The following is a 15437-nucleotide window of genomic DNA, read 5'->3' on the forward strand; positions in this document are numbered from 1 at the left end:
AATAACTATACCGTCGACTTTTCATCGACATAGGTTCCGCGTACGTAGTTGGGAACGAGCTTCCAATAAGGATATCGATCGGGAAATCTCAGCGCTTCAACAATCTGATCTTTTTCTTGATTCAGAATCGCGGAACCGGAAGGTAAATTTTCTAAAATCGGAATTCCCGCATAGAATTCAGGGTTGTCCGAATATTTTTGAGAGGTCAAAAAAGCTTGTACTCGATCTTCCGGAATTCTTTCCATTATATCATCGGGTTTAATATCGATGGAACCGAAAAAACCTCTTCGATCTTCCATCGCGAAATAAATTTTTTTCTGTTTTGCTTCGATCGCTACAAGAACTGGATCCCCAACTTCTTGAAAATAAAATGAAGTATAAACCCTCAAGCTGTCCAATCCGATTGCAGGGATTTTCCAAAGTTGCGCCAAGTTTCTCGCGGTGGCTACGGCAATACGAAGGCCTGTAAATGATCCCGGCCCAAGTGCACAGACGATTAGATCCGGAGAATTCCATTTCGATTGTCCGAGAACATTCTGAAGCTCTTGAATGAGAACCTTTGACGATTCCCTCGGATGAATTCCCGAATAGGAAGAGACAATTTCCAAGTCGCCTGGATCGGTAAGAAGGAAAGATTCGACCAAGACCCATTGGTTCGTTGCATCAAAGAATAGGATTCTTTTCATGCTGGATTTCCTTCCATTTTTTTCCAAATCTCGTATAATTTCGGATAAGATAGCATATCATCACTTTTGAATGTAATTGTTCTTTCATTTTCGGAAATTGTCTGCAGATCGATTTCAATCTTCAGAGGTAAATCACGAAGATCCTCTTCGGCAATTTTCCACCATTCGATGATGGAAACACCGCTTTTTCCCCAAATTTCTTCAAACCCGAGATCATCCAGATCCTGCGGACTTTTCAATCTGTGTAGATCAAAGTGGTAAAAAGAATCTTCTCGATCCGGAATCGGATATTGATTGATCAAAGTGTAAGTCGGCGAATTTACGTTAGCCGTCGGAGAAATTTTTCTTACCAATTTTGAAGTGAACGTTGTCTTTCCGGCTCCCATAGAACCGGTCATTAGGAGAACCGGAAATAAATTTTGTTTCAAAGAGATTTCGATAAGGGAGGCAAGGAGATAAGCCGGTTTGTCTAATTCTTCCAGTTTCAGTTTCTGAAATTCGAGTTTCAATTCTTCCTCAAAATAATTCGTTCACCCTTTCTTTTTCAAAACGATAGACGGAAGTACAAAATTCGCACGTGACCTCTATCATACCGACTTCTTCCAATATATTCATTGCTTCTTCTTTACCGAGGGTCTGAATCAATTCCCGAATTTTATCTTCGGAACAATCGCAACGAAACTCAGGCTGACCTTCCTCTAAGATTTGAACGGCCGAACGAGTCACTTCCCCGATTTTATTTAAACAATTGTATATATCTTTCCCCAAGAATTCGCTCACATTCTCATTGATCTCATCCGAGAGACTTGCAATTTTCTGAATATGTTCTTCTTTTGCTTCCGGAAGAGATTGAAGTAAGATTCCCCTTACGTCCCAGTGAAAGCCGATCTTTTGAATCATTATGGTTACAAAGCAGGTAATCTGTTCGGAGCTATTCAGATAGTTTTGAAAATTTTCTTCAAAACTCCGATTTTGATACGGGACCACGGACTGATAAATGCAAGCACCATCTTTCCAACGAAAGACTTTCATGATTCCGGAATAGTCTTCCATAAGTTGTCCGGGTTCGATGTCTTCTTCAGGTCGGGCTCTTAAAACCGCTTTCATTCTTCCTTTACGATCACTGTAGGCAAGAACCGAGTGAATGGGAGAATCTTCGTTAAACTGAATCTGCAAGCTTACCTTTGTGTCTTCTTTTACTTGATCTGCGAGGAAGAATGCCCCGATCATAGCTCTCGCCAAAAGCTCCGTATTGGAATCATCTAAATTATGTAAATTGGAGGCCGCGGTTACAGAATATGAAATTTCCGTAGCGGAATATCGGAAGTGAACATCCGGCAAAATTCCGTATATCAGTGAGTCCTGGTTGTGCATGGAATCCTTCTGTGGTGGAGTAACTGAGAATTCGGTTACGCGCAGAAGTAAAATAATCTCTACGTCATTTGTATCCTCTCAGACTTTCACGGGAAAAGACAGTATTTTTTCTTTTAGACTTCCGAGATTTGCGGTTTTCTTTCTTTTCAGATTGAACCCATCCTTTGAAATCACTTTCCGGAACGAAAAGGAGATCGGAATGATATTCGGTGCAGACTATTACCCTGAGCAATGGACGCAAAAAGATTGGGAAGAAGACATTCGAATCATGAAGGAGATGGGTATTTCTTCGGTCCGTCTCGCCGAATTCGGCTGGGCACTTATGGAACCGAGAGAAGGAAAATACGACTTCTCCTTTTTTGACAAAATCTTAAATCTCATTCAAAAGAACGGTATGACTGCGATCTTAGGGACTCCGACCGCAACGTTCCCACCATGGTTGGCAAAAAAATTTCCAGACATAATTCAGGAAAGAGACGGAATCAAACGGACGATCGGAACAAGAAGGCAGGCCTGTTTCTCATCTCCGAACTATAGAAAGGCGTCCCAAAAAATCGTTACCGCTATGGCCAAACATTTTGGGAACCACCCCGCCGTGATCGGTTGGCAAATCGACAATGAAATCGGTCACGAAGGTTCGGATATCGATCATTCGGAAATCTCTTTGAAAGCGTTCCGTGTTTGGTTGAAGAATAAATACAAGACGATTCAAAAACTGAATGAAACTTGGGGGAACGTTTTCTGGGGAGTCTTATACAATTCATTCGAAGAGATTCCGATTCCAGGCGCTCATATTTCTAGTAACTTCCATCCTTCCATGATCCAGGACTTCTATCGATTTCATTCCGATACGATCCTTGATTTCGTAAAACTCCAAGCACAGATTCTAAGAAAATTTTCAGTTGGAAGGCCTCTTACAACAAATCTTTATCCATCCCCTTTTCTTCCCATCGTCGATATGGCAGAACTTGCAACATACCTGGATTATATTTCTTGGGATAATTATCCCACTTGGGGAGAACAAGAAGAACCGTTCCCACATCCTTTTATCGCGGCGATGCAACAGTACAATCGGGGTTTGAAGAATCTTCCATTCACCGTTATGGAACAAATATCCGGCTTCCAAGGACACGATCTTTTAGGATATCTTCCCGCTCCGGGACAAACAAAACTCTGGATGAAACATTCCATCGCTCACGGCTCGAACGCGATTTATTTTTTTCGCTACCGCACCGCGCGCTTCGGACAGGAACAACTCTGTTACGGAATTTTGGATCACGATAAGAATAAAACGGAACGGTACTTCGAACTACAAAAAGGAATCGAAGAAATCGGTGAATACGCGGATGACTTCGTGGAAGAATTATTCCCAGCTGATGTTGCCGTCGTGCATGACATTGAGAACGCTCGAAATTGGAAACATCAACCGATTTCAACAGGACTAAAGTATTCACCGGTTCCTTGGGCTCAACTTGGCTATGACGTCGAAATGGCGACTTGGTTTTCCGGGATGAACGTTCTCAACGTAAACACCCACTTTCGCCCCGCCTCCAAAATCGACTTCAAAGATTATAAGATCATCATACTTCCGATGTACACGATGGTAAACGATTCCGTCTTTCAAAAATTGGAAAGCTTCGTAAAGGAAGGGGGTACTCTCGTTTTAGGATATAGAACAGGCGCAAAAGATTTGAACGGCTGGATGTACGATTCTCAAATTCCCGGACCTTTTGCGGAAATGGCCGGAGTAAGAGTAAGAAAATTCGAAGCGGTCGGAAATCAAAAAGTGAAGTTTAAGTTTCGCTTTTTTCCGGGAACTTGTTCCAAGATTTGCGAAATCTTAGAGCCAACGACCGCTGACGTATGGGCCCGTTATACCGATAAGAGAAAATTCTATAAGGGGCAACCTATAATTACCGCCAATTCTTATCATAAAGGAAGAGTAATTTACGTCGGTGCTTCGTTAGAACCATTGAGTTTTATGCTTCTCTATCGTCGAATTTTAAGAGAGGCGAAAATTCCGTTTACTTTTTACGGTCCTACCGTTGAAAAATTAAACCGAACTGGAAGAAATCAAAATTACGAAATTTATATCAATCATTCCGGCAAAAAGAATTTGGCTGGTCTGAAAATCCTGAATCCCTATGAAGTCAGAATCATACCAAAGAAAAGATGAGATCGGAAAATTGTTAAGCGAACTCAAAAAGGAAAGAATTTCTTGGAGCTAAATCAAGTCGAGGAACTGAATCGTATCCTCGCCTCCGTTTCCGGAAGCAATCGTCATCACGAAATATTCGTGGACAACTTGCATACGCCGTTCTTGCAATTCGAAGACAGTTATATTCTTCCTCCTACTTCGGTTTACGGAGTCGAATTCTCAGCGGCAAAAGAGTTCCTTATCCAGATAGAACAACTCATTCCGGAATTGATCGCAGGTTGTCATGTTCTCCCAGAAGCGAAACCAAAGAAGAATTCGAATCAGTTGTTCCTAGTTAAGCCTCTCCCATATTCAAAGGAGAATGAAGACAAAAAATTTATCTTTGTTGTGAGTTTCATTCTTTCCTATCTCGGCGGTGCACCTTCCTCGATGTTCGTAAAACAACCCGCGCAGGGAAAAACCGCTTCCGTTCGGACTCAAAAAATTTATTTCTTAGCGCGAATTCTCCCTTTGGAGAATTTAGAGCACAAGGACGGACAGATCGTCGATTTCGTAACACGACAATATAAAGAGACAGAATTTATGGTGGACGTCGATACAATTCCCGCCTTCAATAAGATCCAACATACTTATTCGGAACTTTTCGACGACGTAGATTATTCGAAACAAATCACTGCAATTCATACACTTCTAAATATAACAAAGGAAGTCTGGCAACCTGGAAAGGTCTTTGAGCCGATCGACGTTGAATTTCAATCTATCAGCTCGCGGTTTCTGGAGAGTTCTCAAGAAAGAATTTTTAGCCAATTTCAGAACATACGGCATTTGATTGATCTTTTATTGTCACCGGAAAGCATGACTATAGATTCAGTAATACAGGAACCTTTGCATATTTGGCTTCGTTCTATTGGAACGGAACGGGACGTAACTTCCTCCGGTAATATGCTTTGGAAAATCCTAAAACGAAAGTAATCTTTTTTTGAAGAGAAACCCATGGACCAACCACTTGCCCCTCCCATTGACTTTCCATTAGAGGAAGTCAAACGCAGGATCAAATCCGTTCAATCTGTATCCGGAATTTTTATCGAGTCCGCGCTGAAACTTCAGAAGGATCTAAAGGCATTCGCTTTTTCAACGGAAGCGGAGGAAAAGGATCAAATTCACAAGGCCGACGAGATGATGGGAAAATTCATTGTTGAATATCTCAGACAAAACTTTCCTTCCGATTCTATTCTCTCCGAAGACAATTACAGATACGAAGGGAACAATTCCTTTCGTTGGGTTTTAGATCCGATCGACGGGTCAATGAACTTCGTCCGAGGAATTCCTTTGTATTGTGTTTCAATCGGATTAGAACATAGAGAGTCGCCGGTTGCCGGTGTGGTTTTTGTCCCGGGGTTGAATACGAAATATTCCGCCATCCTTTCTCAAGGCGCTTTTAAAAACGGACTTCGAATCGACGTCTCGAATACAGAATCTCTTGCTCGTGCAATGCTCGTACCGAGTTTCCCCACAAACAGAAAAGAAATATTAAACGAAGTGATCTCGGACATCACAGCGTTTATCAGCTGTGGTCGATCGATGAGAAGAACCGGATCTTTTGTCCTCGATTCTTGTTGGGTAGCTGAAGGTTTGTTAGATGGAATCTGGGAAAAAGGCGTTAAACTCTGGGACACAGTCGCAAGTTCTGTAATTCTTACGGAGGCTGGTGGAAAGGTAACCGACTTCGGTGGAAAAAGATTCTTATCCGGAAATTCGGAAGTCGTCGTATCAAATGGAAGAATTCATTCTCAGATTGTGGATATCATGAGAAACGTAAGGGATTCTATCGGTAGGAACTAATACTTTCAATGAGTTCATTTCGAACACATTCTTTGAGATACGTCGTATAACGTTTGTAAATCTATCAAAAAAATATTCGGAAAATTCGAAACGCAGAAATCGATAAGATTTCGGAAGGATTGAAGAGGACATTGGGAATGATTTTCTCGTTCCCAATGTAAAATTTCTTTATGGAGCGTTTAGATACGCTTCGATACTACGAATCTGCTCGTCATTGAGTGGAAGACGAGTCATCAACTGGCTCGGACGTTTCGGCGTATATCCTGGCGGATACGTTCCACTCACAATTCTTGCCTTTAAGAGTTCAAAATGAGAGCCCTTGACCGCCGGTCCGACCGCACCATCTAGCGCAGGATTTTGATTGTGACAGGCCGAACAATTCGCCACATACAAACCTTTTCCTTGACTCAGTAACTTTTGTTCCGGAGTCAGATTCTCTTCCTTACAGTTCGCAAGGACCAAAGTCGCAGTTACGAAGAAAAACAGGAGGCGGAAAATTCCGCCTCGAATTCTTATTCTTCCCATCGATTTAGAGAAGGACCTCAAGAAGAATGTAAATGACTAAGGTCAAAACAAACCCGGACGTAATTACACCTTTTACGGTTTTAATCGGCTTAAAAGTAGCGCTCTCCGGTGTTGCGGTTAACGCGTTGGTTTCAACCAATGCGAGAAGAACCAGAATCACTCCCAAAAACGTATGGGCTTCCGAACTTGTAACGTCCACGGAAACCGTTAAGTTTCTCGCCGCGCCCATGAGAAATAACATAGGAATGGACAACAAGGTGTTCGTTCTAGAAGCGAGAAGACCTCTCGCGGCTCTCGGAGCTGGATTCTCTGCAGTTTCACCTTTTGCGGCCGCAATCACAACTTTTTGAGCAGGCCAAATCACAAACCAAACATTAAACCACATTAGAGAACCTAAAAGACCGCCGCCAAGAATGATCGCGAGCCATTGACCGGAAGATAGAGTCGTTCCATTATAAAGAGAAATACCGATCATCGTCCAACCGCTTAAGAACGTGAACATGGCGCCCCAACGGAACCACCATAGTACTCGCGGAACCAGTTGTTGAGTCGCTTTTTTCTTCGTATCCGCATCCGTCTCAGCGAAGAAAGATCCTTGTACGAAGTTAATGTACCAAAGTAGGCCGATCCAGGCAACGCCTGCGAGGAAATGTATCCACTTGAAGATGAAATACAAACCTTGATTTGTAAAAAGAGCAATCTCTTCCATAATACCTCCAATTCATCGATAGAATTTGATTTTTTAACGCTTAAAGAAACCAAGCGCCAGAACTAAAAATAAATCCTGGAATTTAGACGCTCAGTCAAGCACTTTAGAAAGATTCTAATTTTAAAGAAGAAATAAAATACACTTCTAAGAGGATGAGCCTGTGTCCGGAAATTTTTGAAGATCTTCGATTAGAATTCGTTCAAGCTCTTCAAAAAAAGGAGGTGTGTCGTCCTTTTCATTCGTAGATTGAAATAGTTTAAAACGTTCTCGAAAAATTTCGGCCTCCGATCGGAGTGTTACCTTCACTTTATTTCCGATACGCGTTGATTCCGATTCAAATCGATTGCCTCCGTTTCCCTCGGAACCGTGTACAAGCAATGTGAAAAAATTATCAAAATATTCTTCAATATCCCCTGGAATAAACCAGTTCACGACTCCGGGAGGAAAGATTTGCAAAAAGCGACCGCTAATTTTTTTCTCGGGAAGTTTCGAAAAATCGCCCGTTACCTTCTCGTAATTTTTGGAAGAGTAAAAACGAAGCTTATATCCTAAACTTCTAATATCGATTTTTAATCCGTACGCTTGAATGAAAAAAGAGACCCGAACATGCAACGTTTCAGGCTTAAGCCAATAGCCAGTCGGTGTATCGGGAATTTTTAGGAACGTTTTGTTCTTCTCGTTATAGAGTTCAATTCCGTTTAAAAAATCTCCAGACTTAAAAATCGTAATTCTATAAGAAACTTGATTGAGGAGCTTAAGCATTTTCTTATAAAACTCGGGGAACTTAACCCCTGTCGATTCATTCAGTTCGTACATCAGCCAAGAATAATTTTCAGAACGTCCAAGATCGCAATGCGAGACCGAACAAAGATAACGATGTGCGATTGAAATTTTTGAAAATTTTGAAGAAAGATCGGCTTCAGAGCGAAAGAAATTTTGCAACTGATCTACGTGCGCAAAAAATTCCAAATAACTAAACGCAGGAAGAATCGATTCGGTTCTCCTTTTCATTCGATACGTTTTTTGATCCTTAAAAGAGGAGGGAAAATAATCGACGTGAATTTTATACGGAGAATTTTCCGGAACTTTCTCCGTAGTTAAGACGGATTGAAAACCACGATCGGTTCGACGAAGATAGAAATCGATGGAAAGAATTCCTTCCTTTTCCTGTAAAAAGGATTCATCGGCTGAGGTTAGATTTCCGTAGAGAGCGTTTCTAATTCCGCCGGTTGGATATTCATTCGAAAGTGTTTTCTGATAAGAAAAGTATTCTTTCCAATAACCGGCTTGATTCGGCTTTTTTTGTACACAATTAAAAGTTAAGAATAGAACGAAGAGGCAAAGTAGAATTGGCCGATTACTTTCTTTGTTTACGAATAATTTCATACAGTTTATCCACCGTGCTATCGTCTACCGTTTGATAATAAGATTCATAGATCAACTTCTTGTTCCCAGAAAAGATCCGTAACCAGGAAAAATTCGGTTTAATACCGGAAGATAAAACTCCTTTTTCGTCCAAAAAAACGGATTCGTAATTTTTAGAATGATTTTCATCGATATAGGAATGAACGGCCTCGGGTGCATTTCTTAAATCAAGGAAGGCGACAAATTCTACGTTATCTTTGGACTCATCGATGTGGTTTTGCATTCTCCAATAAATTTTTCTTCCGTGTTTTCTACAAAGAACGATATCAGCGTATCCGCAACCAAGCAAAACGGAAGTCTTACCTTTCAACGCTTTCGAACTGAGTTTTTTTCCCCTCTGATCCTTAATCTGAAAATCCGGTAGATCCGAAGAAAAAATCGAAAAGGAAATCAATCCGATAAAGACTAAAATGCTCCAACGCATCCTATTTTCCTATTTTGCCTGATAACGAAAGATCCCATCCCAATTTTCTTCGGGTGGTTTGGTCGAATAAAGCTTACAACGTTTCAGATAGATCTTAGAAAGAGTATCTCTTGGTTCTTCGCGATACAATTGTTTGAATATACTCGAGGCCTGAGAAAATTTACCCGCCTTGTATTCAAGCATTCCTTCATAGATTCTATCTTTCGATCTGAATTTGAATTCCCGAAGATTCTCTGAATCTCCTTCAAAAACCTCATAGATATCCGCTGATTGATTCCTTCCTTTTACAAAAACCGTATCTATCAAACGAATGCCGACATCGCTCATTCGATTGAGTTGCAAGTAGGTATGATGTGAAATTAAAATCTTACTTTGATAAAGGGAAGTAAGGGATTGAAGTCTCGCGGTAAGATTAACTGCTTCCCCTAAAACGTTCGTATCGATCTTTCTATGGTTTCCCACAGTTCCCATAATCAAAGATCCGGTATGGATTCCGATTCCGATTTCTAAATTCCATGGGGAGGAGTTCAAAAATTTTCTTTGAATTTTCCCGGATTGGATCAAAGAAATCATCCGAATCGCGGATTCAACTGCGTTATCTGCGGAATTAAAATTCTCCTTATCTGCCCGGTCATTATAATCGGGAAACAATGCGAGAAGATCGTCCCCCACGAATTTGTCCACGAAACCTGCGGCTTGGTACACGAGTCCATCCATTTCAGAAAGATAATCATTTAAGAATTCGATCGACTGACTTGGTTGGATCGTCTTTGAAAAAGATGTAAAATCACGAATATCGGAAAACAGTACAGTCATCGATTTTTCCTTACAATCTCCGATGGAAATCGAAACGGGAGATTCCTTATCTAAGATTCGAATAAAATCGGCCGGAACGAAACGGTAGAAAGCGTCTTTCTGATTCGTAAGATCCTCATTGAGAAGTTGAATATCCTTATAAAGTCGAGTATATCTCGAGACTAAAATACGTATGATAGTAGCGATAAACAGCGAATATGCGATCTTAAAAAACGGATATGGATGTTCTATAATTTTAAAAATGGAATCGAACAAATCCCAGACCGCAAAGACGGTACAAACGGAGAGACCGACCAATACTTTTATCGAGTCTCGTTTTTTCTGTCGAACCGCTTGAACCAAAAAGAAAAAAATGTAAAACAAGAAAAAGCTCAATGTAACCTGGCTTACTTTAAGAACGACGTGCGTCCAGGAAAACGGACAAAACCAAATTCCTAAGAATAAAGCAAAAAGAACGGAAACGAAAGTGATCGGAATGACTCTTCTAACTTGCTTCTGATAGAAATAATCTTGGATGAAAAAATAAAAAGCCGGAAGAATCAAAATCAAAGAAGAAAATTCGATCCTATAAACAAAGGAGCTATCGATATTTGAATTTGAATTAACGAATTTTTGGAAGATCAGGTTTGACAAAGCGAAAAAGTAAACGGAAGAGACAAAGGAAAAGATTCCGAAGTAAAGATAATAGAGATCTTGTTTTCTGGTTATGTAAAAAAGTATATGATAAATTCCGAAAATAAAGTAGATTCCGTAGAGGATTACTTCGAAATACTCCGACGTTGAATCATTAATCTGTTCGAAAGTGGCAAGTCGAAAACCGGTCGCGTGAGAAAAACCGAAATGATCATTCGGAACATAGGGAGTCAGATTCGATTCGCCAACGAGATACAATTGGATTATATTCCTTCCCTCTTTTAATACGCCGGAGGGAACCGACAAAATGAGAGACTTAAGAGTTCTTCGAATTTTCGGTTCGGAAATGTCCTGTGTATCGCCGATCAAAGGGAATTCGCTTCGAATTAATATTCCATTTAAATAAATTTCCCAATTCTCACCGATGCCCGCAAGATAAAGTGCTGACGGCATCTTTAGTAATGTAGAATCTGCATTGAGAGAAAAATCTAACCTTGCAGTAACAGCGTGAAAGCCTGATTGTTCGGGAATATGAAAGAATGAATTAAAGTGGATCGGAAACGGAGGCAATTCCTTCCAATCTTCGTTGGAGATGGATTCTTTTTCTTTTCCTCTTCGTATCGATTGATATTTTTGTGAAGAAGGATCTTTTTTTCCATTTTTTAGATCCAGGTGATTGCCTTGGATCACTTTCCAATCAGCGTTGGTTAAATCCAAAGTATTCGAACGAAAATCGTTGTTACAAGAAAGGAGAATAAAAATAAATAAGTAAATTATAAAACGATTGAGAATCCGGATCATGCAACCAGATTCTCTTGAGATCCAAAACCTGCGAAGGAAATTTCTTTCCTATATTAAAATTAAATCACATAACCAGTTCGTCTTCACCCGCGCGAGCGACAACGATTTCACCGGCGTCTTCCAGTTTACGAATGATGTTTACGATTTTTTGCTGTGCGTCTTCCACGTCCTTAATTCGGATCGGACCCATAAAGTCCATGTCCTCCCGTAAAAGGTTTGCCGCACGTTTAGACATGTTCTTAAAGATTTTTTCCTGAACTTCGGTATCGACCGATTTCAACGCTTTTGCGAGATCGGAGTTGTCCACTTCTCTCATGACTTTCTGAATAGCGCGGTCATCGAGAAGAACGATATCTTCGAAGACAAACATCCGTTTTTTGATTTCTTCCGCGAGTTCCGGATCTTCTTCTTCCAAGGCTTCGATGATCGTCTTTTCCGTTCCCCGGTCTACCAAGTTCAAAATCTCAACGACCGAATCGATACCACCGGCAGAGGTATAGTCTTCCGAAGCCAATGTGGAAAGTTTTCTTTCGAGAACCCGTTCCACTTCTCTCAAAACGTCCGGACTCACCCTGTCCATGGTCGCGATCCGTTTTGCAACTTCCGCTTGAATCGTATGAGGAAGGTTGGAAAGAATATTGGAAGCTTTTTGTGGATCCAAATACGAAAGAATCAAAGCGATTGTCTGAGGGTGTTCGTTCTGGATAAAGTTTAATAAGTGCTGAGGATCCGTTCTTCGAATAAAGTCGAAAGGTCTTACTTGTAACGAGGAAGTAAGACGATTGATGATATCGATCGCTTTCTGGTTTCCAAGAGCCTTTTCCAAAAGGCCGCGGGCAAAGTCGATACCACCGTTTGAGATGAATTCTTGAGCCATCATGAGCTCGTTGAATTCTACTAAAACTTTTTCCTTATCTTCCGGTGTGATCTTATCGAGACGGGCGATTTCAAACGTAATCTGTTCGATCTCATCTTCTCGGAGGTGCTTAAAAATCTCCGAAGACACTTCGCTTCCGACCGCGATTAGAAAAATTGCGGCCTTTTGTCTTCCGGTTAAGTTGGTCTTCTTATTGAGCACTTCCGAGTCTACCTGTAAGAATCCTATCGGTTAAAATAGGTCTTTTCAACGAAAAGATTTTTGGGGAAGAAGAAGAATTTTGTTCCACGGAAATGGCCAGATTCTCCCTTTAGAAGAAGTCTGTTTTCAGAAAACTTGACCTTACCCAGGATGCAAAAACAATCGGAATCGGAGAATTGAATGAAACTCAAGGTTTATGGATATAAAAACTGTAGTACTTGCAGAAACGCTCTCAAATACCTTTCCGGTAAAAAAGTAGAATTAGAAGTTCTTCCGATACGAGAAATGCCTCCGAAGAAAAGCGAACTAAAAACTATGTTGAAATACGTCGGAAACGATTCGAAAAGACTCTTCAACACCTCCGGAGGAGATTACAAAGAATTGGGTTTGAAAGACAAGTTGGCTTCTATGCCGATCGAAGATCAATTGGACCTTCTTTCCAAGAACGGTAACTTAGTGAAACGTCCTTTTGTTCTTGGGGAAGGTTTCGGTTTTGTAGGTTTCAAGGAAGACGAATGGAAAAAACAGTTTCGATAATCACAAGTCAACGGAACTTCCGAAGGCCCCTGTCGCATCGGGATCGGTAAAGATCTGTGGAGCTGAAGTATAACCACCGGCTCCATCGGAAAAATACAAATAGACCTTACCAATAAAGGCACCACCACCGATCGAATTCGGGGCACCAACGAGAAAGTCGCTAAAACCGTCTCCATTGATATCCCCCGTACTAATTACATTGCCCATGTTTCCTTGATTTACAGCCTGGGTTAAGAAATTCAAAAAAGTAGAATTAAGTCCGGAAATATTTGTATCAAATAAGAAAGTCTGAGCACTTCCTTGCCCCGGAAAAGCATTTGTGTAGGCGTATCCCCCGTTTAAAATATCGGAATATCCGTCCCCATTGATATCGCCGGAGGCAACCGATGTTGCGGATTGCGAGCTTGAAATTCCCGTAACCGGACTATTGATTGCGTTTGTAAGAATTCCCGAATTGGATAAATAAAGATACGTTCTGCCTGAGGAACCGGATTCTTGATAAGCTCCTAAAACTAAGTCAGCAAGACCGTCCCGATTTACGTCGGCAGTAGCCGCGGCATTTGCATACCAGGTATTTGAAATTGCACCCGGGATCGTTTGAGACTGCGCCGCGAAAGAATTCCCTAGGGAAAGATGAACAAAGAGCGCTCCGTTTTGGGCTGACCCAACCGCTCCAACCATCAAGTCCGATTTTAAATCTCCGTTGATATCGCCGAGAGCGATTGCATATCCGTAAAATTGTGTACTTCCGGCAAGTCCAGGATTGCTCACTTGTTGAACGTAACTTACGCCTTGTCCGATCACTGCGTTGGATGTAAATGCGTAAACATTTCCTACGTTGCCCGCATCGTATGGCGACCCGACGACGATATCGGAAAATCCGTCTCCATTGATATCCCCAGCCGCAAGATTTAAAAGTCCTGTTCCAACCGTCGTCGGGGTCAAAGGTGTGGTAGAAAGTACTCCACTGGATCCTAAAGAAAGGAAGATCGCAAAGTTCGCGGCTGTATTGGATATAGTCGCGTCCGCATATCCATCGCCATCGATATCAGCCAGAACGACGGAATATCCAAAACCGCTCGCTCCGTTAATCGTTGTTATCGGTGAAGGATCCAATCCCTTCGCCTGACCCAGAGATAAATAGGCTCTTGCACGAGCAGAGTTTTGCGAGCCGATGAGCGCGTCCGGGTAACCATCACCATTGATATCTTTATTCAAACCTTTTTGTACGGTCGCTACCACCGGAATGGACCTTTGTCCGTTCGAGGTAACGGAACGAATTCCTATTGAATGCAAACTCCAGTCTTTCCAAATGCCGGAACCTGGGATTGTGCCCGGAACAGCAGGCGCGGGAAGTTGAAATTTCCATTGATTTCCGGAAATAATTGCCGGAAGAAACGGACCCGAATCTAAAGAGACTTCCACTCCAGAAACGGAAGAATCAAAATCCCCGGAAACAAAACCGGAATTCAAAAGACCCTTTGGTCCTACGCTCAAAAGGCGTGGACGAGGAGCACCGAAACTAACTCCGCAAGAATTCGCTTCGCCTCCATTAATGAAATAACTCACTATTAAATTCTTATAAAAAAGAGATCCCTTTTCATCACAGAAATTGTTCATCGATTTCACGGCGCAGGATTCTAGAAAGATAACGATAGTAGAAATGAAAAGAAGACGGAATCTCATATCAAAGGATAGTTAATAAAATATTTACAAAAATTAAAGCGAAATCTTCTTTTAATGGACGAACTTTCATTCGGAAAATTACTCGAATTTTCCACTGGAGATTATGAGGACTGAAAAATTCTAACAAAGATTATAGGAGGTCCGAACCCTTTCCTTCTCTAACAACGACCATTTGATCCCCAGTAACATCGAGAATCGTTGAAAGCTCGACCGCGACGATTCCTCCGTCGATAATCCCTTCAACCCGAGAACCGTAAATCTCTTCCAGAGAATCCACCTCGATAATAAACTCATCGTTCGCAAATACGGACGTTGAGGTGAGGGGGTTCGGATGAATTTTCATTAATTCCTGAAGATAGATTGCGTCCGGAATTCTTATCCCGATTTGTTTTTCTTTCTGATTGGAAAAGGAAACTCGTGGAAGATTTTTATTCGCCCGAATGATAAACGTAAACGGACCGGGAGTTAATTTTTTCATCAATCGAAACGCTTCGTTGGGAAGATATTCGATATAATTCGAGGCTACGGAAATACTCGGGCAGAGAAGTGAAAGAGGTTGGTTTTTCGGAATATTCTTCAACTCGTATAATTTTTCCACTCCCAATTTGGATTGGGAATCCGCGACAAGCGCGTAAACTGTGTCTGTCGGAAAAATAAAAACCTTACCTTCCAACAGATCTTCAGAAATCTGTTGGAGTTTCCTTTTTTCAGGATTGATTGGGTTGAGGGAAATAATCATCAAA

15 protein-coding genes are annotated in these 15437 nt (G+C 41.3%); 4 read left to right on the forward strand and 11 right to left on the reverse strand.

The annotated features are described in order from the left end of the window. Window positions 1-5: 5 nt before the first annotated feature. From tsaB to DLM75_RS02740, 3 genes are read right to left on the reverse strand one after another with little or no spacing between them, the layout of a single operon-like run. Window positions 6-686, reverse strand: coding sequence for a tRNA (adenosine(37)-N6)-threonylcarbamoyltransferase complex dimerization subunit type 1 TsaB (gene tsaB / locus DLM75_RS02730; protein ID WP_118966998.1), 681 nt, complete (start codon window positions 684-686; stop codon window positions 6-8). Continuing rightward, entirely contained in the window at window positions 683-1195 is a 513-nt protein-coding gene (tsaE, locus tag DLM75_RS02735) for a tRNA (adenosine(37)-N6)-threonylcarbamoyltransferase complex ATPase subunit type 1 TsaE (RefSeq protein WP_118966999.1), read from the reverse strand. Before tsaE ends, tsaB begins: the two co-directional genes overlap by 4 nt. A 7-nt stretch (window positions 1196-1202) precedes the next feature. Further along, window positions 1203-2060 (reverse strand): Hsp33 family molecular chaperone HslO, encoded by an 858-nt coding sequence (locus tag DLM75_RS02740; RefSeq protein ID WP_118967000.1) that lies wholly within the window; start codon window positions 2058-2060, stop codon window positions 1203-1205. Between the two features lie 199 nt (window positions 2061-2259). Here DLM75_RS02740 and DLM75_RS02745 point away from each other — a divergent pair, with 199 nt between their 5' ends. Genes DLM75_RS02745 through DLM75_RS02755 form a run of 3 tightly spaced genes read left to right on the forward strand, consistent with a single transcriptional unit; the run spans window position 2260 to window position 6060 of the window. Then, a complete protein-coding gene (locus DLM75_RS02745; RefSeq protein ID WP_118967001.1) occupies window positions 2260-4236 on the forward strand; it encodes a beta-galactosidase in 1977 nt (658 codons plus the stop codon). A gap of 42 nt (window positions 4237-4278) precedes the next feature. Beyond that, window positions 4279-5190, forward strand: coding sequence for an LIC_10030 family protein (locus DLM75_RS02750; protein WP_118967002.1), 912 nt, complete (start codon window positions 4279-4281; stop codon window positions 5188-5190). 21 nt (window positions 5191-5211) lie between these two features. Beyond that, window positions 5212-6060: an inositol monophosphatase family protein gene (locus DLM75_RS02755; protein ID WP_118967003.1), complete on the forward strand. Its 849-nt coding sequence runs from the start codon at window positions 5212-5214 to the stop codon at window positions 6058-6060. Between the two features lie 168 nt (window positions 6061-6228). Here the strand turns inward: DLM75_RS02755 and DLM75_RS02760 are convergent, their stop codons facing one another. The 6 genes from DLM75_RS02760 to fliG all read right to left on the reverse strand — a co-directional run bounded on the left by DLM75_RS02760 (window position 6229) and on the right by fliG (window position 12471). Continuing rightward, on the reverse strand, window positions 6229-6585 hold the full coding sequence (locus tag DLM75_RS02760; RefSeq protein ID WP_118967004.1) for a c-type cytochrome: 357 nt from the start codon (window positions 6583-6585) through the stop codon (window positions 6229-6231). 4 nt (window positions 6586-6589) lie between these two features. Next, window positions 6590-7294 (reverse strand): urate hydroxylase PuuD, encoded by a 705-nt coding sequence (locus DLM75_RS02765; protein WP_118967005.1) that lies wholly within the window; start codon window positions 7292-7294, stop codon window positions 6590-6592. Between the two features lie 144 nt (window positions 7295-7438). After that, window positions 7439-8680 carry an LIC10025 family lipoprotein gene (locus DLM75_RS02770; protein ID WP_118967006.1) on the reverse strand — a complete coding sequence of 414 codons (1242 nt, stop codon included), beginning with the start codon at window positions 8678-8680 and terminating at the stop codon, window positions 7439-7441. Beyond that, window positions 8652-9143: a hypothetical protein gene (locus DLM75_RS02775; protein ID WP_118967007.1), complete on the reverse strand. Its 492-nt coding sequence runs from the start codon at window positions 9141-9143 to the stop codon at window positions 8652-8654. The genes DLM75_RS02770 and DLM75_RS02775 overlap by 29 nt, the downstream gene beginning before the upstream one ends. 9 nt (window positions 9144-9152) lie before the next feature. After that, the gene (locus DLM75_RS02780) at window positions 9153-11393 is read right to left on the reverse strand and encodes an adenylate/guanylate cyclase domain-containing protein (protein ID WP_118967008.1); all 2241 of its coding nucleotides are present in this window, start codon (window positions 11391-11393) and stop codon (window positions 9153-9155) included. A 64-nt stretch (window positions 11394-11457) separates the two neighbouring features. After that, complete coding sequence (gene fliG / locus DLM75_RS02785; protein WP_069605674.1) at window positions 11458-12471, reverse strand: flagellar motor switch protein FliG; 1014 nt, start codon at window positions 12469-12471, stop codon at window positions 11458-11460. A 180-nt stretch (window positions 12472-12651) separates the two neighbouring features. On the opposite strand from fliG, the gene DLM75_RS02790 reads away from it, so the two are divergent. Next, complete coding sequence (locus tag DLM75_RS02790) at window positions 12652-13008, forward strand: arsenate reductase family protein (RefSeq protein WP_118967009.1); 357 nt, start codon at window positions 12652-12654, stop codon at window positions 13006-13008. On the opposite strand, the gene DLM75_RS02795 is transcribed toward DLM75_RS02790, so the two are convergent. Both DLM75_RS02795 and DLM75_RS02800 read right to left on the reverse strand, forming a co-directional pair. Next, complete coding sequence (locus tag DLM75_RS02795) at window positions 13009-14694, reverse strand: FG-GAP-like repeat-containing protein (RefSeq protein WP_118967010.1); 1686 nt, start codon at window positions 14692-14694, stop codon at window positions 13009-13011. A gap of 130 nt (window positions 14695-14824) precedes the next feature. Further along, window positions 14825-15433, reverse strand: a complete 609-nt coding sequence (locus DLM75_RS02800) for an L-threonylcarbamoyladenylate synthase (RefSeq protein WP_118967011.1) — start codon at window positions 15431-15433, stop codon at window positions 14825-14827. Between the last annotated feature and the right edge of the window lie 4 nt (window positions 15434-15437).

The organism is Leptospira stimsonii, from assembly GCF_003545885.1.
Classification (GTDB): Bacteria; Spirochaetota; Leptospiria; order Leptospirales; family Leptospiraceae; genus Leptospira; species Leptospira stimsonii.

Excerpts from the sequence above, each read along its gene's own strand:
- tsaB (WP_118966998.1), bottom strand. The coding sequence starts at position 686 with ATGAAAAGAATCCTATTCTTTGATGCAACGAACCAATGGGTCTTGGTC.
- DLM75_RS02740 (WP_118967000.1), bottom strand. The coding sequence starts at position 2,060 with ATGCACAACCAGGACTCACTGATATACGGAATTTTGCCGGATGTTCAC.
- DLM75_RS02745 (WP_118967001.1), top strand. The coding sequence starts at position 2,260 with ATGATATTCGGTGCAGACTATTACCCTGAGCAATGGACGCAAAAAGAT.
- DLM75_RS02755 (WP_118967003.1), top strand. The coding sequence starts at position 5,212 with ATGGACCAACCACTTGCCCCTCCCATTGACTTTCCATTAGAGGAAGTC.
- DLM75_RS02760 (WP_118967004.1), bottom strand. The coding sequence starts at position 6,585 with ATGGGAAGAATAAGAATTCGAGGCGGAATTTTCCGCCTCCTGTTTTTC.
- DLM75_RS02765 (WP_118967005.1), bottom strand. The coding sequence starts at position 7,294 with ATGGAAGAGATTGCTCTTTTTACAAATCAAGGTTTGTATTTCATCTTC.
- DLM75_RS02770 (WP_118967006.1), bottom strand. The coding sequence starts at position 8,680 with ATGAAATTATTCGTAAACAAAGAAAGTAATCGGCCAATTCTACTTTGC.
- DLM75_RS02775 (WP_118967007.1), bottom strand. The coding sequence starts at position 9,143 with ATGCGTTGGAGCATTTTAGTCTTTATCGGATTGATTTCCTTTTCGATT.
- DLM75_RS02780 (WP_118967008.1), bottom strand. The coding sequence starts at position 11,393 with ATGATCCGGATTCTCAATCGTTTTATAATTTACTTATTTATTTTTATT.
- DLM75_RS02790 (WP_118967009.1), top strand. The coding sequence starts at position 12,652 with ATGAAACTCAAGGTTTATGGATATAAAAACTGTAGTACTTGCAGAAAC.
- DLM75_RS02795 (WP_118967010.1), bottom strand. The coding sequence starts at position 14,694 with ATGAGATTCCGTCTTCTTTTCATTTCTACTATCGTTATCTTTCTAGAA.
- DLM75_RS02800 (WP_118967011.1), bottom strand. The coding sequence starts at position 15,433 with ATGATTATTTCCCTCAACCCAATCAATCCTGAAAAAAGGAAACTCCAA.